The organism is Corynebacterium sp. AOP36-E1-14 (assembly GCF_052377495.1).
Taxonomy (GTDB): Bacteria; Actinomycetota; Actinomycetes; order Mycobacteriales; family Mycobacteriaceae; genus Corynebacterium.
In genome coordinates, this window is record NZ_JBQSWV010000004.1 from 47515 (window position 1) to 73708 (window position 26194).

Genomic DNA, 26194 nt, shown 5'->3' on the forward strand with positions numbered 1-26194 from the left:
ACTGCGTGGGACGTCCCGTCTCGGGCGCACAGGTGTGACCAGTACCGCGACACTCCACAGACAGGATCTCCATGACCGTCGCACAGTCCTCGGCCTCCGAGGAGGCCTCACCTCCCCTGGCACCGCCACCGCAGGCCTCCTGGTGGAGGACCACCTGGCCGATCCTCATCGGGATCGCCTTCACCCTCGCGCTGATCGCCGGCTCCCTGTTCATCGGGGTCTACGACATCCGCGGCGCCGAGGACGGGTGGAACATGTTCGGCATCACCCGCGTGCCACGCACCATCGCGCTGGCACTGGCCGGTGCCGCGATGGCCATGTGCGGTCTGGTCATGCAGCTGCTGACCCAGAACAAGTTCGTGGAACCGACCACCACGGGAACCACCGAGTGGGCGGGCCTGGGCCTGATCCTCACCATGGTGATGATCCCCGGTGCCAGCCTGCTCACCCGCATGGTCGGTGCCATCATCTTCGCCCTGGTCGGCACGATCGTGTTCTTCCTGTTCCTGCAGCGCGTCACGCTGAAGTCCTCGCTGATCGTGCCGATCGTGGGCATCATGCTCGGCGCGGTCGTCGGCTCGGTGTCCAGCTACGTCGCACTGAAGACGGACATGCTGCAGCAGCTGGGCATCTGGTTCGCGGGCAGCTTCACCGGCGTGGTCAGGGGACGCTACGAGCTCCTGTTCATCGTGCTGGTGGTCCTGGTCCTCATCTTCATCGCCGCCGACCGGTTCACCGTGGCCGGCCTGGGCAAGGACATCGCGACCAACGTCGGCCTGAACTACCGGCGCGTCCTGTTCCTCGGCATCCTCATGATCGCCGTGGTCTCCGGGGTGGTCACCGTGGTCGTCGGCAACCTGCCCTTCCTGGGCCTGATCGTCCCCAACATCGTCTCGATGTTCCGTGGCGACAACCTGCGCTCGAACCTGCCCTGGGTGGCGATGCTCGGCATGTGGATCCTGATCATCTGCGACATCATCGCCCGCACCGTCATCATGCCCTTCGAGGTGCCCGTGTCCCTGATCCTCGGCATCCTCGGCGCCGTCGTGTTCGTCTTCCTGCTGGTGAGGAGCCGCCGTTATGCGCGATAAGAAGTCAGTCCTGAAGAAAACCGCGCCGGACGCCGGCAGCGCCGCAGCCGGCGCCGACACCGGTGCCGCGGCCGGCACGGACGCCGCCGAGGCGTCCGACGTCCGTTCGGCGGCACGCCATTCCGGGCCCTTCTCGCACCCTGGCCAGCGCACCAGGTACATCATCCTGGTCAGCGTGCTGGCCGCGGCCGCCGTCGGGTTCACCGTCGCGCACATGAGCTACGGCAACCCGATGGACTTCGGCACCCAGGGGTACTGGAAGATCGCCGGGATGCGCGCGGACGCGATCATCACGATGATCATCGTCGCCGTCTGCCAGGCCTTCGCCACGGTCGCCTTCCACACGGCGACGAACAACCGGATCATCACCCCGTCGATCATGGGCTTCGAGTCCCTGTACATCGCCGTGCAGACCGGCGTGATCTTCTTCCTGGGCACCGCGGGTCTGGCCGCGTTCACCGGCGCCCGGCAGTTCGTCCTGCAGTCGCTGCTGATGATCGTCTTCGCCGTGGCACTGTTCAGCTGGCTGCTGTCCGGCAAGCTCGGCAACATCCACGTGATGCTGCTGGTCGGCGTGGTCATCGGCGGTGGCCTGCGGTCGCTGTCGACCTTCATGCAGCGCCTGCTGGAGCCCAACGAGTTCGACGTGCTCACCGCCCGGACCTTCGGCAACATCAGCAACGCCAACACCGACAACTTCCCGATCGTCATCCCCGTCGTCGCGGTGACCTGCCTCATCCTGCTCCTGCGCTCCCGCCGGATGAACGTCATCGCCCTCGGCAAGGACACCGCCAGCAACCTGGGCCTGAACCACAAGCGCGAGCTGATGATCCTGCTGCTGCTGGTGGCGATCCTCATGGCGATGACCACCTCGATGGTCGGCCCGATGACCTTCCTCGGGTTCCTCGTGGCCACGCTGGCCTACCAGCTCACCGACACCTACGACCACCGCCTCATCCTCCCGGTGGCCGTCCTGGTCGGCTACCTCGTGCTGATCGGCTCGTACTTCATCATGCGCAACTTCTTCTACGCCGAGGGTGCCGTGACCATCATCATCGAGCTCGTCGGCGGAACCGTCTTCCTGTTCTTCATCATGCGAAAGGGTCGCCTGTGATCACCATCGACAACGTCTCCAAGTCCTACAGCACCGAGACCACGATCGGCCCGGTGTCACTCGAGATCCCGGCCGGCGGGGTCACCGCCCTGGTCGGCCCCAACGGTGCCGGCAAGTCCACCCTGCTCACCATGGTCGGACGCCTGCAGAAGCCGGACACCGGCACCATCACCGTCGGCGGCATGGACATCGCCTCCGCCGCGTCCGGCGAGGTCGCCAAGCGCCTGTCGATCCTGCGCCAGGAGAACCACTTCGTCACCCGGCTCACCGTGCGCCAGCTGGTCGGCTTCGGCCGCTACCCCTACTCCCACGGGCGGTTGAACGTGGAGGACGAGAAGTACATCTCCGAGGCCATCGACTTCCTCAACCTCCGCGAGTTCGAGAACCGCTACCTCGACCAGCTCTCCGGCGGTCAGCGTCAGCGTGCCTACGTGGCGATGGTGCTCGCGCAGAACACCGAGTACGTGCTGCTCGACGAGCCGCTGAACAACCTGGACATGAAGCACTCCGTGCAGATGATGAAGCAGCTGCGCCGGGCCTGCGACGAACTGGGCCGCACGGTGATCATCGTGCTGCACGACATCAACTTCGCCGCCCGCTACGCCGACCACATCTGCGCGATGACCAATGGCGAGGTCAACGTCTTCGGCACGCCCGACGAGGTCATCCAGGACGAGACGCTCAGCGACATCTTCGGCACCGACGTCCGCGTGCTGGAGACCGAGTACGGCCGCCTGGCGAACTACTTCTGAGTGGCCCGATGACCTTCACCCCGGAGATCTGGCACAGCCTGCTCGGCGTGGCCGTGCTGGTGGCCGTCGCCGTGGCGGTGCTCTCCCTGGCCGGGGTGGGCCACCGCTGGAGCACCGCCGTGGCCGTGGGCCGCGGCACGGTCCAGCTGGCCCTGATCAGCGTGGTGCTCTCCGGGGTCATCACCGACCCCCGGTGGGTGGGGTTGGCCCTGGTCGTCATGTTCTTCGTCGCCGCCACGACCAGCACCCACCGCATCGGCTGGACGCCGTACCGTTTCCTCGTGGTCACCGGGGCGATGGCCGCCGGGGTGGGCGTGGTGCTCACCGTGGTGTTCCTCACCGGCGCGATCGAACTCTCCGCCCGCTACGCCCTGGCCATCGGCGGGATCATCATCGGCGGGGCCATGTCCACCGCCACGCTGGCCGGACGGCGTCTGGCCCAGGCCACCGAGGAACGCTGGGACGAGGTCGAGGCCTGGCTCGCCCTCGGCGCCACCCCGCGTCAGGCCACCGTGGAGATCGCCCGCTTCTCCATCCGGGAGGCCCTGATCCCCGCCACCGACCAGACGAAGACCACCGGACTGGTCACCCTGCCCGGCGCGTTCGTCGGCGCGATCTTCGGCGGCGTGAGCCCCGTGGACGCAGGACGCTTCCAGATCGTGGTGCTCGCCGGCATCATGGCCGCCGGCGCGGTCACCGCGACGATCATCGCCTTCAGTCTCTCCCCCACGCTGTACCGTCCGCGCGACAAGGCCTGAACCTACCGGTCACAGGCCTCCACCCCCAGATAGCCCCTACGCGCAGAAATTACTTCCCAAGCCTTCCGCACCAGGCCTATCATCAGAATCGGGTCCGGCGAGCATGGTGAGCCTCACCCAAGTTAGTGCGGTGACAGCCCCGCTCATAGCCGCTCACAGCTCTCCACCGGACCCCCAAGAAATCCGCGTCAATGTTCTACACGAACGCACTGATCGGGCTGCGCGAAGGCCTGGAAGCCACCATGGTGGTGATCATCCTCGCCGCCTACCTGAACAAGACCGGGCAACGCCGCTCGTTCCCCTGGTTGTGGGCCGGCATCATCGCCGCCCTCGCCTTCACCGTCGGCATCTTCCTCGTCATCAACTTCGGCTCCAAGACGTTGACCACCGTCGGCCAGGAACTCATCGGCGGCATCGCCTCGCTGATCACCGTGGCACTGGTGGTCTGGATGAAGGGCGCCAGCAGGGACATCGCCGCCGAACTCGAGGGCCGCATGGGCAGGGCGGTCGCCGTCGGGCCACTGGCGGTGGCCACGGTGGCCTTCGTCGCCGTCGCGCGCGAGGGCCTGGAGACCGCGTTGCTGGTCTTCGAGTCCTTCACCCGCGCCTTCGGCGTCCCCTTCGCCGGCCTGATGACCGGCGTCGGGGTGTCCGTGGTCCTGGGGGTGCTGATGTACTTCGGCGTCCTGCGCATCAACCTCGGCGTGTTCTTCCAGGTCACCGGCGCACTGCTGATCGTCGTGGCCGCCGGCATCCTGCGCTACGGCATCACCGACCTGCAGGAGGCCAACGTCCTGCCGGGCCTGTCGAACCACGCCTTCGACATCTCCGGTGTGCTCACCCCGGGCACCTGGTACGCCTCGCTGCTGGAGGGCATGTTCAACATCGTGCCCCAACCCACGGTGCTGGCGTTCACCGGCTGGCTGCTCTTCCTGCTCATCGCACTTCCCGCGTTCTTCTGGCCCGCCCGCTCCCGGACGGACTCCGACTCCTCCGCACAGAAAGCCACCGTCTCATGAAGATCTCCCGGATCACCCGTGCCTCCCTCGCCGTCCCCGTCGTCCTGGCGCTGCCCCTGTCGATGGTGGCCTGCGCGGACAAGGACGACTCCGCCACGGCGTACACCGTCACCGCCACCGACGACTCCTGCGACGTCGACTCCTACGAGGGCACCACCGGCAACAACGCCTTCGACATCGCCAACGACGGGTCGAAGATCACCGAGTTCTACGTCTACACCGACGGCGGCCGGGTGCTCGGCGAGGTGGAGAACATCGGCCCCGGCGCCGCGCGTACCCTGCACGTCGAGATCCCCGAGGCCGGCACCTACCAGGTGACCTGCAAGCCCGGCATGGTCGGCGAGGGCGTCTCCCACGACTTCGAGGTCACCGGCGACGCGGTGTCCCAGGCCGAGGGCGACGACCAGCTCACCGCCGCGGTGGACGGCTACCTGCGCTACGTCCGCTCGCAGACCACCGCACTGCAGGAGTCGGTGGACACCTTCGCCCAGGCCATCGAGGACGACGACGTCGACACCGCCAAGGAGCTCTTCGCCCCGACGCGCACCTACTACGAGCGCATCGAGCCGATCGCCGAGTCCTTCCCCGACGACCTCGACCCGCGCATCGACCTGCGCGAGGCGGACCTGGAGGACGGCCAGGAGTGGACCGGTTTCCACGCCATCGAGAAGCAGCTCTGGGAGGACGGCAAGATCACCGACAAGACCAAGCAGGACGCCCAGCAGCTGGTCGACGACATCGCCGAGCTCGTCGACGGCGTCGCCGCGTCCGACTTCTCCGTGCAGCCCGTGCAGATCGCCACCGGCGCCCAGGGCCTGCTGGACGAGATCTCCACCTCGAAGATCACCGGCGAGGAGGACATCTTCTCGCACACCGACCTGTGGGACTTCCAGGCCAACCTGGACGGCTCGAAGGCCGCCATCGCCTCGTTGGAGAACGCCATCGACGACCGCGACGCCGACCTTCTCGCCGAGATCAACGACAACGTCGACAAGGTCCAGGCCCAGCTCGACGCCTTCCGCGAGGGCGACGGGTTCGTCTCCTACGACACCGTCAACGAGAAGGACCGCAAGGAGCTCTCCGCCGGCATCGACCGGCTGACCGAGCAGGTCTCCAAGGTCGCCGAGGTCATCTCGCAGTGAGTGGATCCCGGTCGTCACACCCGTTCTCCCGCCGGACGTTCCTGACCGGCCTCGGTCTCGGCGCGGCCGGCGTGGGTGCCGCCGGCGCGGGAGGCCTGGCGTTGAGCTCCTGCTCGACCGACGGCAGTGCCGGCAGTGCCGGCGGCAGCGGCGGTGAGCACACCGTGCCCTTCCGCGACGTCCACCAGGCCGGGATCACCACCGCGCAGCAGGAGCACCTGCACATCGTCGCCTTCGACGTGGTCACCACCGACCGCGAGGACCTGCGCGACCTCCTGAGCGAGTGGACGGCGATGGCCGAGCGTATGGCAGAAGGCCTGGAGACCACCGAGGGCGGGGCGCTGAGCGACACCTCGGCGGACACCCCCTCCGACGACCCCTCCGGCGTGACCGTGCCGTCCGACACCGGCGAGGCGCTCGGCCTGACCGCGGCGAACCTCACCGTGACGATCGGCTTCGGCCCCTCGCTGTTCGACGACCGCTTCGGCCTGTCCGACCGGCGGCCGGACGAACTCACCGCCCTGCCGAAGTTCCCCGGCGACCAGCTCGTCGAGGAACTGTGCGACGGCGACATCGTGATCCAGGCCTGCGCCGACGATCCGCAGGTCGCCGTGCACGCCGTACGCAACCTCACCCGAGCCGGCTCCGGCGTGGTGGAGGTCCGCTGGTCGCAGCTCGGCTACGGGCGGGCGTCGAAGACCACCGTGGACGAGACCACACCGCGCAACCTCTTCGGGTTCAAGGACGGCACCCGCAACATCCTGGCCGACGAGACCGACGACCTGGACACCCACGTGTGGTGCCCGGCGGAGCCCGGCAAGGGCTCCTGGATGGACGGCGGGTCGTACATGTGCGTGCGGCGTATCCGCATGCTGCTGGAGGTCTGGGACCGGCAGATCCTCGACGACCAGCAGCACACCTTCGCCCGCTACAAGGGCTCCGGGGCACCGCTGGGCACCACCGACGAGTTCGACGACGTACCCTTCGACCTGTACCTGGGCACCGGTGGCCCGGCGATCCCCCACGACTCGCACGTGTTCCTCGCCCACCCCGACAACAACGACGGGGCGCGCATGCTGCGCCGGGCCTACAACTTCATCGAGGGCTCGGACTCCTTCGGCCACCTGTCCAGCGGCCTGTTCTTCATCGCCTACGTGGCACGTCCGTCGGTGGACTTCACGCCGGTGCAGATGGCGCTGGCGCACAAGGACAAGATGAACGAGTACGTGCGTTACGAGTCCAAGGCGATCTTCGCCTGCCCGCCGGGGTTGGGCGACGACGGCGCCGACTGGGGAACCGCACTGTTCGACGGGTAGTGCCCTGTAGTGCGCGCGGTACACGGTACTTCTCAGTGAAAACACCAGCTAATACCGTTCCTACAGGTACTTAGGCGAGCGTAGCCTACTGCTCATGCCCCAGATTCTGACGTCCTCCCGCACCCTCCCCCGCCGTGCCTTCCTCGGCGGCGCCGTGACCCTTGCCATGGCGTCCTTCGCCGCCGCCTGCGCCTCGTCCGACGGCGGTTCCGGCGGGGACGGAGGCGACGCCGCAGCGTCCGGCGCGGCGCAGGGAACGTCCGGCGAGCACCCCTCGCGCGTGGTCGCCCTGTCGACCGGACACCTGGACCACTGCCTGGCCATGGGCGTGCTGCCCGTCGGCCTCGCCGTCGCGGTGTCGGACGCCACGGACAGCCGCGGAATCCCCCAGTACATCCGCGACGTCTTCGACGACGACTTCGACCTGGACTCCATCGAGATCGTCGGTGAGCGCATGGACCCCGACCTCGAGATGGTCGCCACACTGAAGCCCGACCTCATCCTGTCGAACAAGCGCAACCCGCAGGAGCTCAACGACCAGCTCGCCTCCATCGGCACCGTGGTGCAGACCAACGGCGGCTCCGAGTGGTTCAAGACCGACCTCGGCATCGTCGGCGACGCCCTCGGCTACCGCGACAAGGCCGACGAACTGCTGCGCGACTACGAGGCGCGGGCGCAGGAGTGGGGCGAGCAGCGCGGCACCAGCGACACGATCTCGCTGACCCGCGCCAAGGGCGACCAGTACATGTACTTCGGCACCCTCGCGCTGGCCAGCATCGTCGCCGAGGACGCCGGACTGACCCGCCCGGAGAACCAGCGCTTCGACGACAACGCCAGCCGGCCGCTGGCCCAGGAGAACGCCGGCGACCTCGACGCCGACTGGCTGTTCTACAGCTTCCCCGGCGGCACCACCGACATCCTCGACAGCGACTCCTGGCGGCGCCTGCCCGCGGTGCAGGACGGGCACGCCTTCGAGGTCGACGTGGACCCGTGGTTCATCAACGCCTCCGTCGTCGCCGCCGACCGGGTGCTGGCGGACATGAAGAAGTTCATGGCCTGACGCGCTTCCAGCCCCGTCCCCACTCCGTCCCCGCCCCGTCCCAGACCGGTAGGTTGGTCACCATGTCCTCACCTGAGCCCGACTCCGTCGCCGCCCGTTTCCGCACGGCGTTCCGACGCCACCCCACCGGTGTCGCGCTGGTCACCGCGCACGTCGACGGGCAGGACGTGGGCCTGACCGTCTCCAGCCTCGCCTCCCTGTCCGTCGACCCGCTGGCCGTGGCGTTCTCCCTGGCCAAGCGCGACGGCAGCGCCGGGGCGATCCTCACCGCCGACTCCTACCTGATCCACTTCCTCAGCGAGGAGCAGGCCGACCTCGCCTACGAGTTCTCCCGCTACGACGGCCGCCGCTTCACCGTGGACCAGCGCTGGTCCACCGCCCCGCACGGCGAACCGATGCTGAAGGACGCACTGGCGGTGATGCGCGCGCGCACCGTCGACACCATCCGGCTGGGCGAGGCGACGCTGATCGCCGCGGAGGTCACCGACGTGATCCGCGGTGCGGACGGCCAGGGCGAGGCCCCCGCCTGCGCCGACGTCGCCGCACCGTCCCCCCTGATGTTCCGCAGCCACCAGTTCTACCGCTTCCCCACCGGGCAGCCGCCCCTGTAGGACGCACCGCGGTGCGTCCTACCTCCTGCGTCCTACTCGTCGGCGTTGCCGGCGGACCAGGTCGACCAGGGGATGTTCCAGTCACCCAGGCCGTCGTACCCCTCGAGCGTGCCGCCGCCGGTGCCCCGCACCTCGGTGATGTCGCCGCGCTTGAGGTTCTCGTACACCCACTGCGCATCCTCGACCGAGAGGTTCAGGCAGCCGTGGGAGGTGTTCGTGTTGCCCTGGGCGTAGACCGACCAGGGGGCCGCGTGGAAGTAGATGCCCGAGTAGGACATCTGCGTGGCGTACTGCACGTCGGTGACGTAACCGCCGGCGTCCAGCGCCAGACCGAAGGTCTGCGAGTCCATCGTCAACGACTCGAACTGGTCACCGATCTGGTAGATCCCCTCAGGGGTCTCGTGACCGGGCATGCCCATCGACGTCGGCATCGTCTTGACGACCTCGCCGTTGCGGGTCACCGTGACCATCTTCGTGTCGTTGTCGGCCACGGCGCGCACGTCGTCACCGATGGTGAAGGACGCCTCGCGGTCGACCTCGCCGTACATGCCGCCGAGGTCCTTGCCCACCAGGTCCGCGTCCACCGTGACCTCGGTGCCGGCCTGCCAGTACTCCTCCGGGCGCCAGCGCACCTCGTTGGAGGTGATCCAGTAGAACGCGCCCTCCACCTTCGGCTCCGTCTGGATCGAGATCGCGTCCTCGACCGCCTGACGGTCACCCGGGGCCTCGTCGAATCGCAGCGCGATGGACTGGCCCACGCCGACCGTCGACCCGTCCAGCGGGGCGAGCGAGGCGTTGGTCAGCAGATCCGGGCTGAAGGTCGTGAAGGACGTCGACAGGTTCTCGTCGCCGGCCTTCGCCTCGAGCGAGTAGGTGCTGGAGTACTCCAGCTTGCCGTCCGAGGTCCACTCCGTCTCGTCCTCGTTGAAGGACCCCTCGACCTCGTTGCCGTAGCCGTCGGTCAGGGTGACGGAGTCGATGCCCTCGTCGTCCTGCACGGTGACGGGTTCATCGACCTTGACGCCGGTGTCCTCGTCCTCGACGTTGGCGGTGAGTTCGACGGCGTCGTCCTCGTCGTCGGACGTCCCGCTCTGAGCGACCTGGTCGGTGTCGGTGTCGTCATCACCGTCGATGGTGCAGGCTGCGGTGGTCAGCAGCGCGGTGGCGGCGGTCGCCGCCACGACGGTGCGAATAACTCGGCCCGTACGGCCGAATCGGAAGTGCATGGTGTCTACAGTCTCTTTCCGCCCCGGCGGAAGCTCTCCCCGGGGTGATGAAATGTCGTGGTGAAGTCGTCTTCGACGGCTGCGGCGCGGATGAAGCACGGAAGCCCGTCCGCGCCCGGCGAGGTGAGGGTCGGGCCGCGTCTAGAAGGTCATCTTACGTCTGCACTGTGCTGCGAAAGTAACGAAAACCGCCGCCGCGGCAAGATTGTGTCCTAATCGTTACCCAGCCTCACCGACCTCTCGGCGACCCTCCGGACACCTCCCGGGGAACTCTCGGAAGACCCGCGGAAGACTCTCGGCGAACAGCCAGCGCGGGTGCATCCTTCTGCCCTACGCACCCGCGGTCCCGGCCCTCACCTGGCCACCAACTGCACGCCAGCGCCCCGCCGACACCGTTTCGCCGCCCTACCTGCAGATTTGCCAGAGAATCGGCGTGGAGCTATAGTTTTCCTCGTTGCCGAGGACGGGACATCCGCTCCGAAGTACATGCGTCATTAGCTCAATTGGCAGAGCAGCTGACTCTTAATCAGCGGGTTCGGGGTTCAAGTCCCTGATGACGCACCACCTACCCCAGGTAGACACGGTCACCGACCAGAGTCTACCTGGGGTTTCGTCATGCCGCGCCCAATTCCCGCGCTGCCCCTCCCCCACAGTCGGCGACGAACGGCCGGTGGGGTACCAAGTTGGACCTGGGAGCTCTGAGTTGGCCGACTCAACGCTCCCAGGTCCAACTTGGTACCCGTCCCCGACGGAGACAGGGGCAAAGATCGAGCGTGGGATCGTTGAACACGGGTGTTCAGACATCCCACGCTCGATCTTGGCCCCTCGGGCACCGCCGCAACCCGGGAGGCACCCGAGCACGCCGCCGCACCACCTCGTAGTATCAGTGCCCAGTCATGGTCAACAGAAGAAACCGCACGCCGCTGCCCGTCGAGGTGTGGGCACTCGTCGCAGGCGCCTTCGCCGTCGCCCTCGGGTACGGCGTCGTCGCCCCCGCGATCCCCCAGTACGCGCACGCGTTCGGCGTCTCGAACGCCGCGGCGTCCGGCATCGTCAGTGCCTTCGCGCTCATGCGGCTCATCGGCGCACCGCTGGCGGGGCGCGTCGTCGTACGTCTCGGCGAGCGGCGCACCTACACGCTCGGGATCCTCGTCGTCGCCGCGTCCACCGGCGCCTGCGCCCTGGCGGCGAACTACACCCAGCTGCTCATCCTGCGCGGGCTCGGCGGCCTGGGCTCGATCATGTTCACCGTCGCAGCGACGGCCCTGCTGATCAAGGTCAGCCCGGTGGACGCCCGTGGGCGGGTGTCCAGCATCAACGCCGCCGGCTTCCTGCTCGGCAACCTCATGGGCCCGGTGTTCGGCGCCCTCGTCGCCGGGTTCGGACTGCGCGCCCCGTTCGTCTTCTATTTCGGCATGCTCGTCGTCGCCGCGACGGTGGTGTGGGTCGCGTTGCGCGGCTCCACGCTGGCCGGTGTGCACGCCGACGACAGTCCCCGTACTCCGCTGACCTTCGCCGAGTCGCTGGGGATCCCGCAGTACCGGGTGCTGCTGGGCTCCGTGTTCGCCTTCGGGTGGACGTCCTTCGGTGTGCGCGTGTCGATCGTGCCCCTGTTCGTCGCCGCCGCCTTCCACGGCGACGCCGCCGTCGCCGCCTGGGCGTTGGCCGCCTACGCGGCGGGAAACGCGGTGCTGATCCTGCCGTCGGGACGCTGGAGCGACACCGTCGGACGCAAACCGATGCTGGTGCTCGGCATGCTGGTCACCGCCGTCGGCTACGTGGCCTTCCCCTTCTCCCCCGGCATCGCGCCGGCCTGTGCGGCGATGTTCGTCGCCGGGGCAGGGTCCGCGCTGGTCAACCCGGGGCAGCAGGCCGTGCTCGCCGACATCGTGGGCACGAAGCGCGGCGGGTCGACGGTGGCCGGCTACTCCATGTTCCAGGACCTCGGAGGGGTCCTCGGCCCACTGCTCGCCGGGATGGTCGTGGACGCCGCCGGGTTCGGCTGGGCCTTTGGACTCAGCGGGGTGCTGCTGGTCGCCGCGGCGATCGGGTGGTCGACGGTCGGCGACTCCCGGACGCTGCAACGCGGCAGCTAGACAGTCAGCGCCGGGCGGACAGCATCCCGGTGATGGGCCCGAGCACCCAGCTGACCAGCGCCATGATGATCGCGCCCCAGAACGCCGCGCTGAAGGAGTCGATGTTGAGCCCCAGGCCGACCGCCTGGGCCAGGATCTCGGCGAGGAGGAAGACGCCGGCGTTGATCACCAGGGCGAACAGCCCCAGGGTGAGGATCGTCAGCGGCAGGCCCAGCAGCCGCAGCACCGGACGCACCGTCATGTTGAGCAGCAGGATCACCGCCGCGCAGCCGAGGAAGACCCACAGCCGGTCGTTCGACCCGTCGCCGACCAGCGGCTGCGACGGGGCGGTCACGGTGACCCCGGTGACGAAGTAGGTCACGACCCACAGTCCCAGGGCGGTGCCGACGGCACGGACGAGGAAGTTCCAGATGAAGCCCATGGCCTGAAACTACCATCGCGGCGCGCCAGTTCAGGTCAGACCCGGTCAGGTCAGCTCCGGTGCCGCCGGCCCCACCAGCCGATGACCGTGGGCAGGTACGCACCGATCACGAGCATCGCCAGCGTGCGCATCACCTGCACCACCGTGACGATCGGCTCCGACCCCGACTCGTGGGCGAAGGCGAGCACAGCGTAGATCCCCCCGGGCACGGTCGCCAGGTAGGCGTCCAGCATCGGGACGTCGCTGACCTGGGCGATCACCAGGGCGGCGACGATGGCACCGAGGATCATCGACGCCACCGCCGCGAGGATCAACGGCAGGCTGTGGCTGAACTGGCGCAGCGCCGACTTGGTGAGCGTGCCGCCGGCCTGTACCCCGATCACCGCGTAGGCGAACAGCAGGACCAGGCCCTCGGGCCGCAGCCACTGCTCGGAGATCCCCGCCACGCCGGCGACCCAGGTCAGCAGCATCGACACCAGCAGGTAGGGCACGGGCACCTTCACCACCCGGCGGGTGAGCCGCACCAGCAGCCACACGATCGCCCAGATCACCAACGCGCCGACGACCGGACGCAGCTCCGGGGACCACCACGGCGCCGTGTCGGACGCCGCGGCGTCCTGCCCCGCCGTACCGCCCGCGCCGCCCGCCGAGCCGGCGGCGAAGAGCTGCACGAATGCCGGCAGGGTGAGCACCACCAGCGACAACCGCAGGTACTGCGTGAGGACGACGAAACGCACGTCCTCCTTCAGCTCCGCGGCGAGCACCGTCATCCCGCTCGCCCCGCCGGCCAGCGTGGCGAGCAGCGAACTCACCGCACTCGCGGCACCGGAGCGGTGCAGCAGGAACGCCGCCGCCGCGCACACCGCCAGAGTGATCGTCAGCGCCAGGAGCGTCGGAACCACGTAGCCGAGCACGGTGGAACCGTCGAGCTCGACCAGCGGCGCCACGCACACCATGGCGATCACGACCTGCGCCGGCTGCATCAGCCGCGTCGGTGGCGTCGTCTGACGGTCGGAGACGATCGCGTAGACGCCGAAGGACACCAGGAAGGCGAAGATCCAGGACGCCGGCACACCCAGGTGGGTGCACAGCGCCCCGAGGCCGAGCGCACATGCGCAGACCCCGGCGATCTCGACGGCACGCCTGGTGCCGGAGATCCGCCGGGGCCCGTGAGGTTCGCGGGGTTCGCGGGGGTCGCGCGGTGCGGGGATGAGAATCAGGACCGGGCGTCGGCCAGCAGGCGCTGGATTTCCTTGATCTGCTTCTTCTCGTTGCGCTTGCCCACCACGGTCAGGGCCACGACCAGGCCCACCCCGGCCACGACGCCGCCGATGATGAGCTGGACCTTCGGCTGGGCGAGGATGTTCGACGCCTGGGTCTTCGCCTCGTCCGCCAGGTTCTTCGGAGCCGCGCGGACGCTGAGCTCGTCCAGTGTCCTCGCGAGCTGGTCACGGGTGCGTTCGATGTCGCTCTGGATAGAGTCGATGGTGCGGGCCACTGAAGTCTCCTGCATTGCTGGTCGTGAATGACGGTTTTTAGAGATTGTTCCTGAATTGTACGTTCTCCGGTGCGTGCGGTGCAGAAGAACCCTCCGATGTCGCCGTAGCGACCCGTGCAGCGGCCCTGCCGTAGCCGCGCCGTCCGCCGTACACTCGGATGCCATGAGTACTCCCGAGAACCCCTCCGAAGCCCCCGCCCGCACCGTCCTGGAGGTCGGCGACGCCGCCCCGGACTTCACCCTCACCGACGACCGCGGCAACCAGGTCAGCCTCTCCGACTACCGCGGACGCCAGGTCATCGTCTACTTCTACCCGCGGGCGAACACCCCGGGCTGCACCACCGAGGCCTGCGACTTCCGCGACTCGCTCACCGAACTCAACGACGCCGGCATCGACGTCCTGGGCATCTCCCCGGACACCGTGGAGAAGCTCACGAAGTTCCGCGAGGACCACGAGCTGACCTTCCCGCTCCTCGCCGACCCGGAGAAAACCGCGCTGACGGCCTACGGCGCCTTCGGTGAGAAGAAGAACTACGGCAAGATCGTCCAGGGCGTGATCCGCTCGACGTTCCTCGTCAACACCGACGGCACGATCGGCATGGCCAAGTACAACGTGAAGGCCACCGGGCACGTCGCCCGCATCGCACGCGACGTGCTCTGACGTAACTACACGACGCGCACCGTCGCCGAGCCCTCGAAGGGCCGAACGGTGCCGCGGGCGTCGCGCCAGTCCCCGCGCAGGACGACCCGGTGCTCGCCGCGTTCGGCGCCGGTGGTGTCCCACTCCACGGTGGTGGTGGTCTCGGTGACACTCCTGTCGAAGGTCAGCAACGTCGACCAGGAGGAGTCGTGCGCGACGACCATCCCTTCCGGTCCGCCGCGCACGACCTGCAGGTAGCCGTCCTCCAGGCGCAGGTCGTTGTTCGGGTTCGCCCCCACGAAACGCACCGTGGCGGTCTGCCCGAGGGACACGTCCCCACCGCCGGACAGGACGTCACCGAAGGCGCGGCCCGGCGCGGCGGTGTCCGGCAGCGCCACGGCCGCCGGGCCGTCCGGTATCACCCCGGTCAGGTCCCCGGCCGGGACACCGGACGCCACGTCCTCCCCCGCCGCGAGCGCCGTCGCCAGCGCGTCCACGACCTGTTGCACCGCCGGCAGCTGCAGGCGTCCGAACGCGGTCGCGCCGCCCTCGTAGTCCTGCTGCAGGTACTCCTCGGGTGTGGTGACGTAGTGGCCGTAACCGCACGAGTAGCCCTGAACGACCACGTTGTCCTGCGGCACCCCCATCGCCTCGGCGACGGTGCGTCGGATGCGCAGCCCGGCGGTCACCGTCGGTTCGAAACCGAGGTAGACCAGCACCAGCCCGCCGAGACGCCACACGCCGAAGATGTGGCGTTGCTGGATCATGCCGTCGATGTAGCCCATCGGCAGCAGCATGTCCTTCGGGGCGTGCACGGCACGTACGTCCTCGGGGACCGGGGCGAGCTCGTTGAGCTGGCGCACCCACGGCGCCCCGCCGCGTTCGGCCTCGTCGAGCCCGATGTCGACGTCGAGGCCGCCGCCGTCCTCCTGGCTGGACGCCGCGAACGCCGCGCCGAGCACCGCCGGGCCGGTGCGTCCCGGGTGTCCGTCGGGCGTCCACCGCCCGTCGACGTCGACGGCGTCCATGTCCACCCACCGGGTGCGTCCCTCGAGCCCACCGGGGATGCCGGCGAAGCGGCCCGTGGTGTCCAGCGCGGCGTCTGCCTGCCGGGTGCCGAGGATCTCCACCGAACGTTTCTGCCCCTGCACCCCGGCGCCACCGGGCCCGGACTCCGGCACCAGGCCGTGGTTCGGGGTCACGTCCCCGGGCGCGCCCTGCGCGAACGCCGCGACGAACGGCGCTGCCGCCAACCCGGACTCGTCGCGGTGGTCCACGCCCGCGGCGTCCTCCACGCTGTAGGCGGCGAAGCCCTTGTTGTCGCCGGAGATGTGGCGGATCTCCGGGCTGAAACTCGTGGCGTGCACCGAGTACCAGTTGATCAGCCCCACCGGGATGCCGGCGCGCGCGACGTGCAGGGTCACCGAGGTGCGGTCCACCCCGTCCGGGTTGGCCTCCTTGTCCTGCTGCGGGTTGCGGTCGAAGGCCTGCTTCGAGCGGTTCTCCCCCACACCGTCGAGCTGGCCGCGCACGAGGGTGAGTTCGGCCGGGGCGACGTCGCCGTGTGCCCGGCGCACCGAGCGCACGATGCCCGCCACCTGTGCCTCGAAGGTCACCGGACGAAAACCCAGGGAGACCAGGTCGACCATGGCGTGGCCGGACCGTCCGCCGGGGGCGACGTGGGTGTGCGTGGCGGTAACCACCACGTTGTCGCTGGTGTAGGTGTCGCCGTAGTCCGCGCGCAGTCGGCGCAGGACCTCCAGGAACACCGACTGGAACATCAGCGGGGTGTCCACGGTGACGTGGCAGAACCGGTTGGTGCCGTCGTCGAAGATGAAGGCGCGGGAGTACAGGCGTTGGCGGATGCCGACGCTCGTCTGCTCCTGCACGGCGTAGCCGTCCATGCCCGCACCCAGCGGCTCGCCGGTGGTGTCGGCGATGCCGCGGCCCACGGCGAGTCGGTCGGCGTCCGGTGCTCCCTGCGCACGATCCTGGGCGGTACCGGCGGTCGCGGTGTGCGACGACCAGAGCACCGTGCCCCCGAGCGCGGCGAGGCCGGCGAAGAACGTGCGGCGTGAGAATTCGATCATTCGGGCTCCCCTCGGGTCCGCACTGACGCTACCTGGGTGGGGGTGCCCTTGTTTCCGGAACGCAAGGAAAACGACCGTGGTTTTCGCGGGGTGAACATCGTTTCCGGCGATTGCGCTGGTCAGCGCGATCCCGATGCAGGTTCGGTAGGAGCTGCTATAGATTCGGTCGCAACCACCGGCACGATCACCAGGAGAGATCCATGACCAGACGCCGCAGCATCGCCGCCCTCGTCCTCACCGCACCCCTCGTCCTGGCCGCCTGCGGCGGTGGGGACGACGACAACAGCGACGACGACGGGGACGGTGCCACAAGCTCGTCCACCGCCAGCGCCGGGGACAGCGGGGACGGAGAGGACAACGGGGACAGCGGGGACGGAGACGGGATCGACTCCGACCTGCCGCGCATCGGTGAGACGATCAGCATCGACAAGGCCGACATCACCGTGGACAACCTGCGGGAGTATGAACGCGATCCGTCGAACCAGATCTGCGCGGACGTGAACTTCACGGTCACCAGCGAGACCGAGCCGCTCAACGTGCGCGGACTGGCGGCGTGGAAGCTCTACGACCCGGAGCAGCATCCGCGCACCCAGACGGTCTCCGACGAGACCGTCCACGTGCTCGACGAGGTCGCCCCCGGTCAGAGCGAGGACGGGACGATCTGCTTCGACGGCCCCGTCGACCCCGGTGAGTACCGGCTGAGCTTCCAGGAGAACTTCGAGGCCGGGACCGACCGTGCCGAATGGATCGGCGCGCTCTGACCGCAACCATCCGGGGCGCGGGGAGCTCCCGCGGCTAGGGGTGTTCCACGCCCTGCGGCAGCTGGAACAGCGCGTCATACTCGACGGCAACTGTCGGGTGGTGGGGCTCGGTCGGTTCATAGGCCGGTCCGGTGAGGTTGTGGATCAGCGTGCGGAAAGTGCGGGGCATGGTCACTCCTTTCGGAAAATGTGTCGACGACAGGTGTCTGAGACAGTGTTGAGATACAGGGTTCTTAGCAGTTACTTACAGGGAAATGGACGCGACTGTCCGGTCGGAAGCCGCCGCAAGCGCTCTACGGCTGGACTCCCGGGACGTGACATGAAGGACGTTCCCCTGTGATTGCCCGCTCCACCGTCCCCCGGTGGTTTGCTGCCGCGCGGTTCCCCGCATGGCACCACCCTGACGGTCGAGCCGGACGCTGCAGTATATCACCTGAGAACGCCCCCTGGCCAGCCCCTTTGCCAGCACTTTTGCGGGCCCCGCGATCGGACGCGGCGGCGCGCCCACACGCACACACGCATGTGACGCACAGGCGGCCGTCATTCCGGCCCCCTGTGCGTCACTCGAAAGGGGAATGATCGCTGATCATCGTTGATGGAGGTCATCACGTCTCCACATGAAGAACATTACATGAGGAAACCAAAGGATTGCCGCACAACACCCCCGGGGGTATGCGCCAATATCGAAAACCAGCCGGACGTCCGATTCATTTTGAAGTGAAACGGAGATGGCGCGCCGGTCGATTGGCACGGTGACCACGGCGACTACGGCCACAGAGCTGAAGCAAGAACCCCGGCCTCCGCGCTCCCCTTCGCAACCCCCGGCAGAGAGAAGTACCACACCATGAACTGTCCCCAGTGCACCTCCGAGAATGTTTCCGTCCAGATGGTCCAGACCGGCGGCAGGAACGCCCACAAGGGCACCGGATTCCTCGGCAACACGAACAATGCGGCCAGGGCCACCACCGCGCTCGTAACACTCGGCACTTCCAACCTGTTGTGGAAGAAGTCCAAGGGCACTACGCGACAAAAGTTCAGCAACCAGAAGATGGCCATCTGCCAGTCCTGCGGAAACAGCTGGAAGGCGAAGTAGGTCGCCCCCCCCTGCTCAGAGCATTCCCAACCCCACCCTGCCGTGCGCCCGGGGGGACTTGAACCCCCACATCCATCAAGGACACCAGGACCTAAACCTGGCGCGTCTGCCAATTCCGCCACGGGCGCGGTGAGGGCCACGACGTGGTGGTCCTCACAGCCGGAAAGGACCGGCTGCTCTGGGTTATGGTAGCAGCACCGCCAGGGGTACCCTTGAACCCGTGCCAGACGACACCACCGGATCAGCGAACACCTCGACGTCCCCCGGACCTCGGCAGCCGCAGTCGCTGCGGGTCCGTGTCGTCCAGCTGGTCTTCCTGGCCCTTGCGGTGGTCGCCACGCTCTGCCTCGCCTGGTGGCAGTGGGGGCGTTGGTCCAGCGGCGACGGCTCCTACCAGAACCTGGGCTACGCCCTGCAGTGGCCGATCTTCGGCCTGTTCTTCATCTTCGCCTACCGCAAGTACATGGAGTACGAGCGCGACCGCGCGGAGGGCAACGCCAGTCCGGCGATCCCGGAGGAGACCCCGGAGTCCGCGCCGCGTGAGATCCCCAGCGACCTCCTCCCCTCCCGCGCGACGACCGCGCAGGACGCACCGCTCGTCGACGACCGTCGACGCCGGGCCCGGCAGGCCCGCGGGAGCACCGAAACGACCGACGACACAGCAGGAACGGACCACGAACCTCGATGACCACCTCCACCCCCGCACCCCAGGTCACCCCGGAGCGTAAACGCCGGGTCAAGGGCGCACTGACGCGCTACTCCGTGCTCGCCTACATCACCGGTGTACTGCTCCTCGTGCTCTGTGTGGAAATGCTCCTCAAGTACGTGATCTTCCCCCCGATGGACATCGAGGCGCCGGGCTGGTTCTTCATCGTGGCAGCCGTGCACGGATGGGTCTTCCTCGCCTACTGCGCGACATGCCTGGACCTGGGCATCAAGGCACGGTGGGCGCCGAGCAAGTGGGTCACCACGATCCTCGCCGGCGTGATCCCGGTGCTCTCCTTCGTGCTGGAGAAGCGTCGCCGCAATGAGGTCGTGGAGGCCTTCGGCCTCGACAGCTGACAGTCCCCCGGCCACACACCGTCCCCACTCAGTCGGCCTGCGAGGTCTCCACCTTCGCCCGACGCACCGCGGCGGCGTCGATGTCGCCGGTCCCCGTGCCCGCGTCCGGCGACCAGCCCGCCGGGGCGTCCGGCCACCGGTGGGTCAGGCAGCCCAGCACCGCCAGCGCGGCGGCCTGCGTGGTCACCGGCAGCGTGGTGATGTCCGGCAGGAACCCCGGGTTGTGGTTCGAGGGGATGTCGATGTCCAGCCGGTCGGCAGCCTCGGCACGGCGCCACTGCTTCAACGGCGTGATCCCCACCGTCCAGAACAGGTACGGGGCGTTGAACGCCCGCGGGATCACCGAGAAGTCCTCCGAGGCCGTCCACGGCTCCATCTCGTGGGACTGCTCACCGAAGAAACTGTCGAAGTGCGGACGCACCACCGCGTAGGCGGTGCTGTCGTTGTCCGTGGCGGCGAGCAGGCCGAGGAACTTGAACTCCGGCTCACGCTCACAGCCGGCCGCGGCGGCCTCGGCACGCACGATCCTCTTGATCGCGTCCACCGCCCGGGTCCGCACCGACTCCTCGTAGAACCGGCAGCTCAACGCGATACGCGCGGAGTCCGGGATCACGTTGTTCGCCTTGCCCGCCTCCACCGAGGCCACGGTGACCACCGCGAACTTGCCCGGAGGCAATTCGCGGGAGACCACGGTCTGCAGCTTCATCACCACCGAGGCGGCCAGCACCACCGGATCCACCGCCCGGTGCGGCATCGAGGCGTGTGCGCCGCGTCCGAACAGGGTGATCTCGATCGTCGTGGAACTGGTCAGCACCGGCCCCGGCGCGGAGTACACCTGGCCGGACGGGCCGGGCACCACGTGCTGGCCCAGGCACACGTCGGGGCGCGGGATGATCGAACGAAGCCCGTCGTTCACCATGCCGTGCGCGCCGATCGACGCCTCCTCGGCGGGCTGGAACAGGAAGACCACCGTGCCGGACCACTTGTCGCGCGAGGCGTCGATGATCGACATGGCCCCCAGGGCGCTGGAGGTGTGTGCGTCGTGCCCGCAGGCGTGCATCGTGGGCACGCGCTGGCCCTGTGCGTCCAACTGGGAGTGGGTGGAGGCGTAGTCCACGCCGGTGGTCTCGGCGACGGGCAGGCCGTCGAAGTCGGCGCGGAAGAGCACCGTGGGCCCCTCCCCGTTGCGCAGCACGGCGGTGATGCCGTACCCGCCGATGCCGGTGGTGACCTCCCAGTCGGCGAAGCGGCCGAGTTCCTCGCTGATACGCGCTGCGGTCCACTCCTCGGCGCCGGAGAGCTCCGGACGCCGGTGGAACTCCTTGTACAGGCTGGTGAGCCAATCCCGGTCAAGCGTTGTCCCTGCCACGATGTCAGCGGGTTCGACGGTCACGGGCACGGTCTCACTGGTCCTTCCGGGACGGTCACCGACTCTGCGGTGCCGGTGGGAGTTGTTTTTCCTCCCACCACCCTACCGTCTCAGCCGCGCAACGCCGTGAGGAACGGCACGAGCTCTGCCAGGGCGCGGCCACGGTGGGACAGTTCGTCCTTACGCCGCGGGTCGAGCTGTGCGGAGGACAGCTGCGGCTCCTCGTCCGGGGAGAACAGCGGGTCGTAGCCGAAGCCGTTGTCACCGCGGGGCTCGCGCAGCAGGCTGCCGCGCCAGACGCCGCGCACGGTGAGCTCCTGCTCGCCGCCGAGGCGTCCTGCCATGTCCTCCGGGACCGCCAGGGCGCAGGCGGAGACGAAACCGGCGCCGCGGCGCTCGTCCGGCACGTCGGCGGTCTGCGCGAGCAGCAGCCGGTTGTTGGCGGCGTCCACGTCCCCGTCGCCGGTGTCATGGTCACCCGACCAACGCGCCGAGAGCACCCCGGGCATGCCGTTGAGCGCGTCGACGCACAGGCCCGAGTCGTCGGCGACGGTCGGCAGGCCGGCGTAACGCACCCCGTCACGCGCCTTGATCAGGGCATTGTCCTCGAAGGTCGCACCGGTCTCCGGGGTCTCGGGGTACTCGGCGACGTCGCGCAGGCTCAGCAGCTCCACGCCGTCGACACCGGCGGCCTCGAGCACGCGGTGCAGCTCGGCGAGCTTCTTGGCGTTGCGCGAGGCGACGAGAACCTTCAGGGGCTGCACGTGCTCTCCCCCACTCACAGGGTGACCGCCTGACCCAGCTCGGCGTCCAGCGCCTTGCGCTGCAGGGCGGTCAGGTCGCGCAGCCCGCCCTCGGCGAGGTCGAGCAGCACGTTGAGCTCGTCACGGCTGAACTCGGAGTTCTCGCCGGTGCCCTGGATCTCCACGAAGTGGCCCTCCTCGTTCATGACCACGTTCATGTCCACGTCCGCCCGGCTGTCCTCCTCGTAGGGCAGGTCCAGGCAGCCGACACCGTCGATCACGCCGACCGACACCGCGGCGACCGGGTCGAGCAGCGGCTCACCGGGGACCACGCCGCGCTTCTGCAGCACCGCCAGGGCGTCCGCCAGCGCCACGTAGGCACCGGTGATCGAGGCGGTACGGGTACCGCCGTCGGCCTGCAGGACGTCGCAGTCGATGTTCACGGTGTTCTCCCCCAGGGCGCGCAGGTCGACCGCGGCGCGCAGCGAGCGGCCCACCAGCCGGGAGATCTCCTGCGTCCGGCCCTTGACCTTGCCCTTCACCGACTCGCGCTGCATGCGCTCGGCGGTGGCGGAGGGCAGCATCGCGTACTCGGCGGTCAGCCAGCCCTCGCCGGAGTCGCGCTTGAAACGGGGCACGCCCTCGGAGACGCTGGCGGTGCACATCACGCGGGTGTCGCCGAACTCGACGAGCACGCTGCCGGCGGGGTTGGTGGTGAAACCGCGGGTGATGCGCACGGTCCTGAGCTGGTCGACGGCGCGACCGTCGGCACGGGTGAAGTTCTCGGGGTTACTCATGCCACGAGAGTCTAGTCACCCACGTGCAGCTCCATGTCGGGCCGGGCCAGCTCCACCGGGCCGTCGTAGAAACGCCGCGCCCCACGCAGCGCACCTTCCGCGTCGCCCCACGGCGGCACGTGGGTGATGACCAGGCGTCCCACCCCTGCCTCCGCGGCGGCCTGGCCGGCCTCCTCACCGGAGAGGTGCATCTGCGGCGGGTTGTCGCCGTTGTCGCGCTCGCCCCACGTCGCCTCGCACAGCAGGACGTCCGCCCCCGCGGCCAGCGCGGCGAGGTGCCCGGTGGCGGCGGTGTCGCCGCTGTAGACCAGCGAGGAGCCGTCCCGGTCCTCCACCCGGATCATGTACGACTCGGTCGGGTGCACCGCCGGGGCGGCGTACAACGTCGCCGAGCCGATGCGGTGACCCGGGTAGACGGTGCCGCGGGAGGTGTCGTCGAAGACCACCGGGGCGTCCTGCGCCGCCGGCGCGCGCCAGGAGTGCACGTCGAGGATGTCGGAGAAGTCGTCGACCTGCGACGGGTGGTCCGCCGAGGCGCGCCCCAGGTGCAGTGCCGCGATCGACGGGCCGAGCAGGACGTGGCGGTCGGACGCCGCACGCGTGGGGTGGAAGCGCTGCCACACCACCAGCGACGGGAAGTCCGAGCAGTGGTCCGGGTGCAGGTGGGAGAAGACGACGTCCACGTCACCGGGGTTACCCAGCTCCTGCAGGCGCGCCAGCACGCCCGGTCCGACGTCCATGAGGATCTGACGCCCGTCCGCCGTCCGCAGCAGGTAGCCGGAGGCGGGGTTGCCGGGGGCGGAGAGACTCCCGGAGCATCCCAGAATGGTCATGTCCATGCCCGTCATTGTTACATGATACCCCCGTGGATCCATGAGCCAGGCCTCCGACAGCCGCCGACGGGTGCCGGACGGCTACCGCAGCATCTCCGGGATCCGGCTGACCCCGGCCACCGACGGGCCGAGGAAACGCGAGGCCAGGGACGCGAAACGGGCCGGGTCACCGGTGGACTCGAAGGTCAGCTCCGGGGCGGCGGCACCTGCACCGTCAGCGGCGTGGGGGTCGGCGAGCAGGTCGTTGTCGCTCAGGGTGCGGTAGACCATCTTCGCGGTCTCCTCCGCCGAGGACACCAGCGTCACGTCGTCACCCATGACCAGCTGGATCACGCCGGTGAGCAGCGGGTAGTGGGTGCAGCCGAGCACCACGGTGTCCACCCCCGCCTCCTTCAACGGCTCCAGGTAGGTCTCCGCCAGGCCCAGCAGCTGGCGTCCGGAGGTGATGCCGCGCTCGATGAAGGGCACGAACTGGGGGCACGCCTGGGCGACGACCTCCACGCCCGGGCTCGCGGCGAAGAGGTCCTGGTAGGCCCCCGAGGTGACCGTCGCCCGGGTCCCGATGACCCCGACGCGGTTGTTGCGCGTCACCGACACCGCGCGGCGCACCGCCGGCAGGATCACCTCGACCACCGGCACCGGGTAGCGCTCGCGTGCGTCGCGCAGGAAGGCGGCGGAGGCGGAGTTGCAGGCCACCACGATCATCTTGCAGCCGCGCTCCACGAGCTGGTCGGCGATGCTGGTGGCCAGTGAGCGCACCGTGGCCAACGGCTTGTCGCCGTAGGGGGAGTTCGCGGTGTCGCCGATGTAGATCACCGACTCGCCGGGCAGCTGGTCGATGATGGAGCGGGCCACGGTGAGCCCGCCGACCCCGGAGTCGAAGATGCCGATGGGTGCTGACGCGGTCGGTGCTGCGGGGGTGAGGTCGTCCATGCCCTCCGAGTCTAGGCCCGCGCTCCCCTACGCGGTGCCCTAAGTGCACTAGGAGCCCTTGGCCGCCTTGAGCGCCTTGTCCTGCTCGCGCTGCTTGATCGCCGGACGCCCCGCACCCCAGGCCGCCACGGCACCGCCGACGCCGCCGAACAGGTGCCCCTGCCAGCTGACCCCGGGCTGGTTGGGCAGGATGCCCCAGAACAGTCCGGCGTAGAGGATGATGACCAGCACACCGAGCAGGATCTCGGGGACGGCCCGGGTGAAGATGCCGCGCACGGCGAGGAACACCGCCCACCCGTAGATCAGGATCGACGCCCCGACGTGCACCGTGTTCTCCCCGCCGAGGAAGAACACGCCCACCCCGGCCACCAGCGTGGTCACCACGGTCGACGCCCACACCGCCTTCTGCCCGGACAGTGCGACGAGGAACAGCAGCACCGCCACCGCCGGGGTGTTGGCCAGCAGGTGGGAGAAGCTGGTGTGGATGAACGGGGCGGGCAGGATCCCCCAGATCCGCGAGAAGTCGAGCGGGTGGATACCCCATGACACCAGCCGGTTGCCGGACGCCCAGTTCACCACCTGCACCGCCCACAGCACCGCCAGGAACACCAGGGTGGTGACCAGTGCCTGGCCGACCCGCCCGCGGTCGCGGAAGCGCGTCCGGCCCGTATCGTTCGTACTGCTCTGGGTTACGTCTGATCCGCTCATGGTTCTCCTCAGGGTGTGTGGGGTCTGCCGGGTCAGTTCATCACGTCGCGCCAGGACGGCACGTCGAATGCGGTCTCGGCGGCCAGGACTGCCTCCACGACCGCCCGTTCGGTCACCGTCGCCGCCGCGGCGCACAGCGCCGCCAGGTCGGTGGTCGCCACACCGCCACGTGCGCCGGACGGTGCGAGGGCGAAGAAGGTGTCGCCGTCCATCGGCAGGTGCGAGGGCCGGACGGCGCGGGCCAGGCCGTCGTGCGCGGCCATGGCCAGACGCTCGGCCTGCGCCTTGGTCACCGTCGCGTCGGTGGCGACGACACCGATGGTCGTGTTCATCGGCGAGGGGTCCGGACCGGTCATCTTGGTGCCGTCGACGCCGCGCTCCAGGATGGTGCGCAACCCCGCCGCGGTCGGTTCAGGGACAGGTTCGGGTGTCCGGTTCCCCCACAACGCCCCGGTGGACGGGTCGACGACCGAGCCGACGGCGTTGACGACCAGCCCGACGGCCACCACCGCACGCCCGCCGCCCGGCAGGTCCACCCCGCAGGACGCCTCGCCGAAGCCGCCCTTCAGCGCGCCGGCGGTCGCCGCGCGCCCCGCGCCGACGTTCCCCGCGTCCTGCGTCCTGTCCTGTGAGCCGTCCTGCGAGCAGTCGAGGGCACGCTGCACGGCCCGGCGTCCGGTGTCGGCCGTCGGACGTGACGCGGGGTCGCCGACGGGCAGGTCGAAGATGACCGCCGACGGCACGATCGGCACGATCAGAGACGGGGCGAGGTCGCCGAGCACCTGCAGGCCGATGCCGCGGTCCTCGAGTTCGGCCATGACCCCGCCTGCGGCGTCCAGCCCGAAGGCCGACCCGCCGCACAGCGCGACGGCGTGCACCGCCTCCGCCGAGTTCGACGGGGCCAGCAGGTCGGTCTCCCGGGTACCCGGTCCCCCACCGCGTACGTCGACGGCCCCGACCGCACCTTCGGGGCACACCACCACGCTGACCCCCGAGCTCTGCACCTCGGCGTGGCCGAGGAACAGGCCCGGCACGTCCGTCAGGCCGCCGGTACTCATTCC

At 69.0% G+C, this 26194-nt stretch carries 28 protein-coding genes and 2 tRNA genes; 16 read left to right on the top strand and 14 right to left on the bottom strand.

Annotated elements, in window-relative coordinates; genetic code table 11:
- Positions 1–71: 71 nt before the first annotated feature.
- From ACT3TD_RS03010 to ACT3TD_RS03050, 9 genes are all read left to right on the top strand, one after another.
- Entirely contained in the window at positions 72–1091 is a 1020-nt protein-coding gene (locus ACT3TD_RS03010) for an ABC transporter permease (RefSeq protein ID WP_301442384.1), read from the top strand.
- A complete protein-coding gene (locus tag ACT3TD_RS03015; protein WP_444614806.1) occupies positions 1081–2205 on the top strand; it encodes an iron chelate uptake ABC transporter family permease subunit in 1125 nt (374 codons plus the stop codon). Before ACT3TD_RS03010 ends, ACT3TD_RS03015 begins: the two co-directional genes overlap by 11 nt.
- Positions 2202–2957, top strand: coding sequence for an iron ABC transporter ATP-binding protein (locus ACT3TD_RS03020; RefSeq protein ID WP_301442382.1), 756 nt, complete (start codon positions 2202–2204; stop codon positions 2955–2957). Before ACT3TD_RS03015 ends, ACT3TD_RS03020 begins: the two co-directional genes overlap by 4 nt.
- Positions 2958–2965: 8 nt before the next feature.
- Positions 2966–3715: an ABC transporter permease gene (locus tag ACT3TD_RS03025; RefSeq protein ID WP_301442381.1), complete on the top strand. Its 750-nt coding sequence runs from the start codon at positions 2966–2968 to the stop codon at positions 3713–3715.
- A gap of 191 nt (positions 3716–3906) precedes the next feature.
- Positions 3907–4734: an iron uptake transporter permease EfeU gene (gene efeU / locus ACT3TD_RS03030; RefSeq protein ID WP_301442380.1), complete on the top strand. Its 828-nt coding sequence runs from the start codon at positions 3907–3909 to the stop codon at positions 4732–4734.
- A complete protein-coding gene (efeO, locus tag ACT3TD_RS03035) occupies positions 4731–5876 on the top strand; it encodes an iron uptake system protein EfeO (RefSeq protein WP_301442379.1) in 1146 nt (381 codons plus the stop codon). The genes efeU and efeO overlap by 4 nt, the downstream gene beginning before the upstream one ends.
- Complete coding sequence (efeB, locus tag ACT3TD_RS03040) at positions 5873–7192, top strand: iron uptake transporter deferrochelatase/peroxidase subunit (RefSeq protein ID WP_301442378.1); 1320 nt, start codon at positions 5873–5875, stop codon at positions 7190–7192. The genes efeO and efeB overlap by 4 nt, the downstream gene beginning before the upstream one ends.
- Positions 7193–7286: 94 nt before the next feature.
- Positions 7287–8252: an ABC transporter substrate-binding protein gene (locus ACT3TD_RS03045; protein WP_301442377.1), complete on the top strand. Its 966-nt coding sequence runs from the start codon at positions 7287–7289 to the stop codon at positions 8250–8252.
- Positions 8253–8314: 62 nt separating this feature from the next.
- On the top strand, positions 8315–8863 hold the full coding sequence (locus ACT3TD_RS03050) for a flavin reductase family protein (protein ID WP_441582279.1): 549 nt from the start codon (positions 8315–8317) through the stop codon (positions 8861–8863).
- Positions 8864–8895: 32 nt separating this feature from the next.
- On the opposite strand, the gene ACT3TD_RS03055 is transcribed toward ACT3TD_RS03050, so the two are convergent.
- Positions 8896–10089, bottom strand: a complete 1194-nt coding sequence (locus tag ACT3TD_RS03055) for a L,D-transpeptidase (protein WP_441579463.1) — start codon at positions 10087–10089, stop codon at positions 8896–8898.
- 488 nt (positions 10090–10577) lie between these two features.
- On the opposite strand from ACT3TD_RS03055, the gene ACT3TD_RS03060 reads away from it, so the two are divergent.
- Both ACT3TD_RS03060 and ACT3TD_RS03065 read left to right on the top strand, forming a co-directional pair.
- A tRNA-Lys gene (locus ACT3TD_RS03060) sits at positions 10578–10653 on the top strand.
- Positions 10654–10985: 332 nt separating this feature from the next.
- A complete protein-coding gene (locus tag ACT3TD_RS03065) occupies positions 10986–12185 on the top strand; it encodes an MFS transporter (RefSeq protein ID WP_301443310.1) in 1200 nt (399 codons plus the stop codon).
- Between the two features lie 4 nt (positions 12186–12189).
- On the opposite strand, the gene ACT3TD_RS03070 is transcribed toward ACT3TD_RS03065, so the two are convergent.
- The 3 genes from ACT3TD_RS03070 to ACT3TD_RS03080 all read right to left on the bottom strand — a co-directional run bounded on the left by ACT3TD_RS03070 (position 12190) and on the right by ACT3TD_RS03080 (position 14104).
- Positions 12190–12606: a phage holin family protein gene (locus tag ACT3TD_RS03070; RefSeq protein WP_301443309.1), complete on the bottom strand. Its 417-nt coding sequence runs from the start codon at positions 12604–12606 to the stop codon at positions 12190–12192.
- A gap of 50 nt (positions 12607–12656) precedes the next feature.
- Complete coding sequence (locus ACT3TD_RS03075) at positions 12657–13679, bottom strand: AbrB family transcriptional regulator (RefSeq protein WP_301443308.1); 1023 nt, start codon at positions 13677–13679, stop codon at positions 12657–12659.
- Between the two features lie 143 nt (positions 13680–13822).
- On the bottom strand, positions 13823–14104 hold the full coding sequence (locus tag ACT3TD_RS03080) for a DUF3618 domain-containing protein (RefSeq protein WP_301443307.1): 282 nt from the start codon (positions 14102–14104) through the stop codon (positions 13823–13825).
- 163 nt (positions 14105–14267) lie between these two features.
- Here ACT3TD_RS03080 and bcp point away from each other — a divergent pair, with 163 nt between their 5' ends.
- Positions 14268–14765 carry a thioredoxin-dependent thiol peroxidase gene (bcp, locus tag ACT3TD_RS03085; protein WP_301443306.1) on the top strand — a complete coding sequence of 166 codons (498 nt, stop codon included), beginning with the start codon at positions 14268–14270 and terminating at the stop codon, positions 14763–14765.
- Positions 14766–14770: 5 nt separating this feature from the next.
- Here bcp and ACT3TD_RS03090 read toward each other — a convergent pair whose 3' ends face one another.
- Positions 14771–16834, bottom strand: coding sequence for a neutral/alkaline non-lysosomal ceramidase N-terminal domain-containing protein (locus ACT3TD_RS03090; protein ID WP_444614805.1), 2064 nt, complete (start codon positions 16832–16834; stop codon positions 14771–14773).
- A gap of 200 nt (positions 16835–17034) precedes the next feature.
- Between ACT3TD_RS03090 and ACT3TD_RS03095 the strand changes: the two genes are divergently transcribed.
- A complete protein-coding gene (locus ACT3TD_RS03095) occupies positions 17035–17595 on the top strand; it encodes a DUF4352 domain-containing protein (protein WP_301443304.1) in 561 nt (186 codons plus the stop codon).
- Between the two features lie 34 nt (positions 17596–17629).
- On the opposite strand, the gene ACT3TD_RS03100 is transcribed toward ACT3TD_RS03095, so the two are convergent.
- Positions 17630–17764, bottom strand: coding sequence for a hypothetical protein (locus ACT3TD_RS03100; protein WP_301443303.1), 135 nt, complete (start codon positions 17762–17764; stop codon positions 17630–17632).
- Between the two features lie 675 nt (positions 17765–18439).
- Between ACT3TD_RS03100 and ACT3TD_RS03105 the strand changes: the two genes are divergently transcribed.
- Positions 18440–18688 carry a hypothetical protein gene (locus tag ACT3TD_RS03105; RefSeq protein WP_441579480.1) on the top strand — a complete coding sequence of 83 codons (249 nt, stop codon included), beginning with the start codon at positions 18440–18442 and terminating at the stop codon, positions 18686–18688.
- A gap of 43 nt (positions 18689–18731) precedes the next feature.
- On the opposite strand, the gene ACT3TD_RS03110 is transcribed toward ACT3TD_RS03105, so the two are convergent.
- Positions 18732–18816, bottom strand: a tRNA-Leu gene (locus ACT3TD_RS03110).
- 92 nt (positions 18817–18908) lie between these two features.
- Between ACT3TD_RS03110 and ACT3TD_RS03115 the strand changes: the two genes are divergently transcribed.
- Together ACT3TD_RS03115 and ACT3TD_RS03120 are read left to right on the top strand one after the other, a co-directional pair.
- Entirely contained in the window at positions 18909–19376 is a 468-nt protein-coding gene (locus ACT3TD_RS03115) for a hypothetical protein (RefSeq protein ID WP_441579481.1), read from the top strand.
- The gene (locus tag ACT3TD_RS03120) at positions 19373–19750 is read left to right on the top strand and encodes a DUF3817 domain-containing protein (RefSeq protein ID WP_301442458.1); all 378 of its coding nucleotides are present in this window, start codon (positions 19373–19375) and stop codon (positions 19748–19750) included. Before ACT3TD_RS03115 ends, ACT3TD_RS03120 begins: the two co-directional genes overlap by 4 nt.
- A 28-nt stretch (positions 19751–19778) precedes the next feature.
- Here ACT3TD_RS03120 and ACT3TD_RS03125 read toward each other — a convergent pair whose 3' ends face one another.
- The 7 genes from ACT3TD_RS03125 to ACT3TD_RS03155 all read right to left on the bottom strand — a co-directional run bounded on the left by ACT3TD_RS03125 (position 19779) and on the right by ACT3TD_RS03155 (position 26191).
- On the bottom strand, positions 19779–21149 hold the full coding sequence (locus ACT3TD_RS03125) for an amidohydrolase (RefSeq protein ID WP_441579482.1): 1371 nt from the start codon (positions 21147–21149) through the stop codon (positions 19779–19781).
- 80 nt (positions 21150–21229) lie between these two features.
- A complete protein-coding gene (locus ACT3TD_RS03130) occupies positions 21230–21874 on the bottom strand; it encodes a non-canonical purine NTP pyrophosphatase (RefSeq protein ID WP_301442473.1) in 645 nt (214 codons plus the stop codon).
- A 23-nt stretch (positions 21875–21897) separates the two neighbouring features.
- Positions 21898–22659: a ribonuclease PH gene (gene rph, locus ACT3TD_RS03135; RefSeq protein ID WP_301442459.1), complete on the bottom strand. Its 762-nt coding sequence runs from the start codon at positions 22657–22659 to the stop codon at positions 21898–21900.
- Positions 22660–22670: 11 nt separating this feature from the next.
- A complete protein-coding gene (locus ACT3TD_RS03140) occupies positions 22671–23498 on the bottom strand; it encodes an MBL fold metallo-hydrolase (RefSeq protein WP_301442460.1) in 828 nt (275 codons plus the stop codon).
- 75 nt (positions 23499–23573) lie between these two features.
- Complete coding sequence (gene murI / locus ACT3TD_RS03145; protein WP_301442461.1) at positions 23574–24425, bottom strand: glutamate racemase; 852 nt, start codon at positions 24423–24425, stop codon at positions 23574–23576.
- Positions 24426–24473: 48 nt separating this feature from the next.
- The gene (locus tag ACT3TD_RS03150) at positions 24474–25133 is read right to left on the bottom strand and encodes a rhomboid family intramembrane serine protease (protein WP_301442462.1); all 660 of its coding nucleotides are present in this window, start codon (positions 25131–25133) and stop codon (positions 24474–24476) included.
- A 32-nt stretch (positions 25134–25165) separates the two neighbouring features.
- A complete protein-coding gene (locus ACT3TD_RS03155) occupies positions 25166–26191 on the bottom strand; it encodes a P1 family peptidase (RefSeq protein ID WP_301442463.1) in 1026 nt (341 codons plus the stop codon).
- Positions 26192–26194 lie beyond the last annotated feature (3 nt).

What these genes read in the sequence shown, in the direction of transcription:
- ACT3TD_RS03010 (WP_301442384.1), top strand. Translation starts at nt 72, where the DNA reads ATGACCGTCGCACAGTCCTCGGCCTCCGAGGAGGCCTCACCTCCCCTG.
- ACT3TD_RS03015 (WP_444614806.1), top strand. Translation starts at nt 1,081, where the DNA reads ATGCGCGATAAGAAGTCAGTCCTGAAGAAAACCGCGCCGGACGCCGGC.
- ACT3TD_RS03025 (WP_301442381.1), top strand. Translation starts at nt 2,966, where the DNA reads ATGACCTTCACCCCGGAGATCTGGCACAGCCTGCTCGGCGTGGCCGTG.
- efeU (WP_301442380.1), top strand. Translation starts at nt 3,907, where the DNA reads ATGTTCTACACGAACGCACTGATCGGGCTGCGCGAAGGCCTGGAAGCC.
- efeO (WP_301442379.1), top strand. Translation starts at nt 4,731, where the DNA reads ATGAAGATCTCCCGGATCACCCGTGCCTCCCTCGCCGTCCCCGTCGTC.
- ACT3TD_RS03045 (WP_301442377.1), top strand. Translation starts at nt 7,287, where the DNA reads ATGCCCCAGATTCTGACGTCCTCCCGCACCCTCCCCCGCCGTGCCTTC.
- ACT3TD_RS03050 (WP_441582279.1), top strand. Translation starts at nt 8,315, where the DNA reads ATGTCCTCACCTGAGCCCGACTCCGTCGCCGCCCGTTTCCGCACGGCG.
- ACT3TD_RS03055 (WP_441579463.1), bottom strand. Translation starts at nt 10,089, where the DNA reads ATGCACTTCCGATTCGGCCGTACGGGCCGAGTTATTCGCACCGTCGTG.
- ACT3TD_RS03065 (WP_301443310.1), top strand. Translation starts at nt 10,986, where the DNA reads ATGGTCAACAGAAGAAACCGCACGCCGCTGCCCGTCGAGGTGTGGGCA.
- ACT3TD_RS03070 (WP_301443309.1), bottom strand. Translation starts at nt 12,606, where the DNA reads ATGGGCTTCATCTGGAACTTCCTCGTCCGTGCCGTCGGCACCGCCCTG.
- bcp (WP_301443306.1), top strand. Translation starts at nt 14,268, where the DNA reads ATGAGTACTCCCGAGAACCCCTCCGAAGCCCCCGCCCGCACCGTCCTG.
- ACT3TD_RS03090 (WP_444614805.1), bottom strand. Translation starts at nt 16,834, where the DNA reads ATGATCGAATTCTCACGCCGCACGTTCTTCGCCGGCCTCGCCGCGCTC.
- ACT3TD_RS03095 (WP_301443304.1), top strand. Translation starts at nt 17,035, where the DNA reads ATGACCAGACGCCGCAGCATCGCCGCCCTCGTCCTCACCGCACCCCTC.
- ACT3TD_RS03100 (WP_301443303.1), bottom strand. Translation starts at nt 17,764, where the DNA reads ATGCCCCGCACTTTCCGCACGCTGATCCACAACCTCACCGGACCGGCC.
- ACT3TD_RS03105 (WP_441579480.1), top strand. Translation starts at nt 18,440, where the DNA reads ATGAACTGTCCCCAGTGCACCTCCGAGAATGTTTCCGTCCAGATGGTC.
- ACT3TD_RS03120 (WP_301442458.1), top strand. Translation starts at nt 19,373, where the DNA reads ATGACCACCTCCACCCCCGCACCCCAGGTCACCCCGGAGCGTAAACGC.
- rph (WP_301442459.1), bottom strand. Translation starts at nt 22,659, where the DNA reads ATGAGTAACCCCGAGAACTTCACCCGTGCCGACGGTCGCGCCGTCGAC.
- ACT3TD_RS03140 (WP_301442460.1), bottom strand. Translation starts at nt 23,498, where the DNA reads ATGGACATGACCATTCTGGGATGCTCCGGGAGTCTCTCCGCCCCCGGC.
- murI (WP_301442461.1), bottom strand. Translation starts at nt 24,425, where the DNA reads ATGGACGACCTCACCCCCGCAGCACCGACCGCGTCAGCACCCATCGGC.
- ACT3TD_RS03150 (WP_301442462.1), bottom strand. Translation starts at nt 25,133, where the DNA reads ATGAGCGGATCAGACGTAACCCAGAGCAGTACGAACGATACGGGCCGG.
- ACT3TD_RS03155 (WP_301442463.1), bottom strand. Translation starts at nt 26,191, where the DNA reads ATGAGTACCGGCGGCCTGACGGACGTGCCGGGCCTGTTCCTCGGCCAC.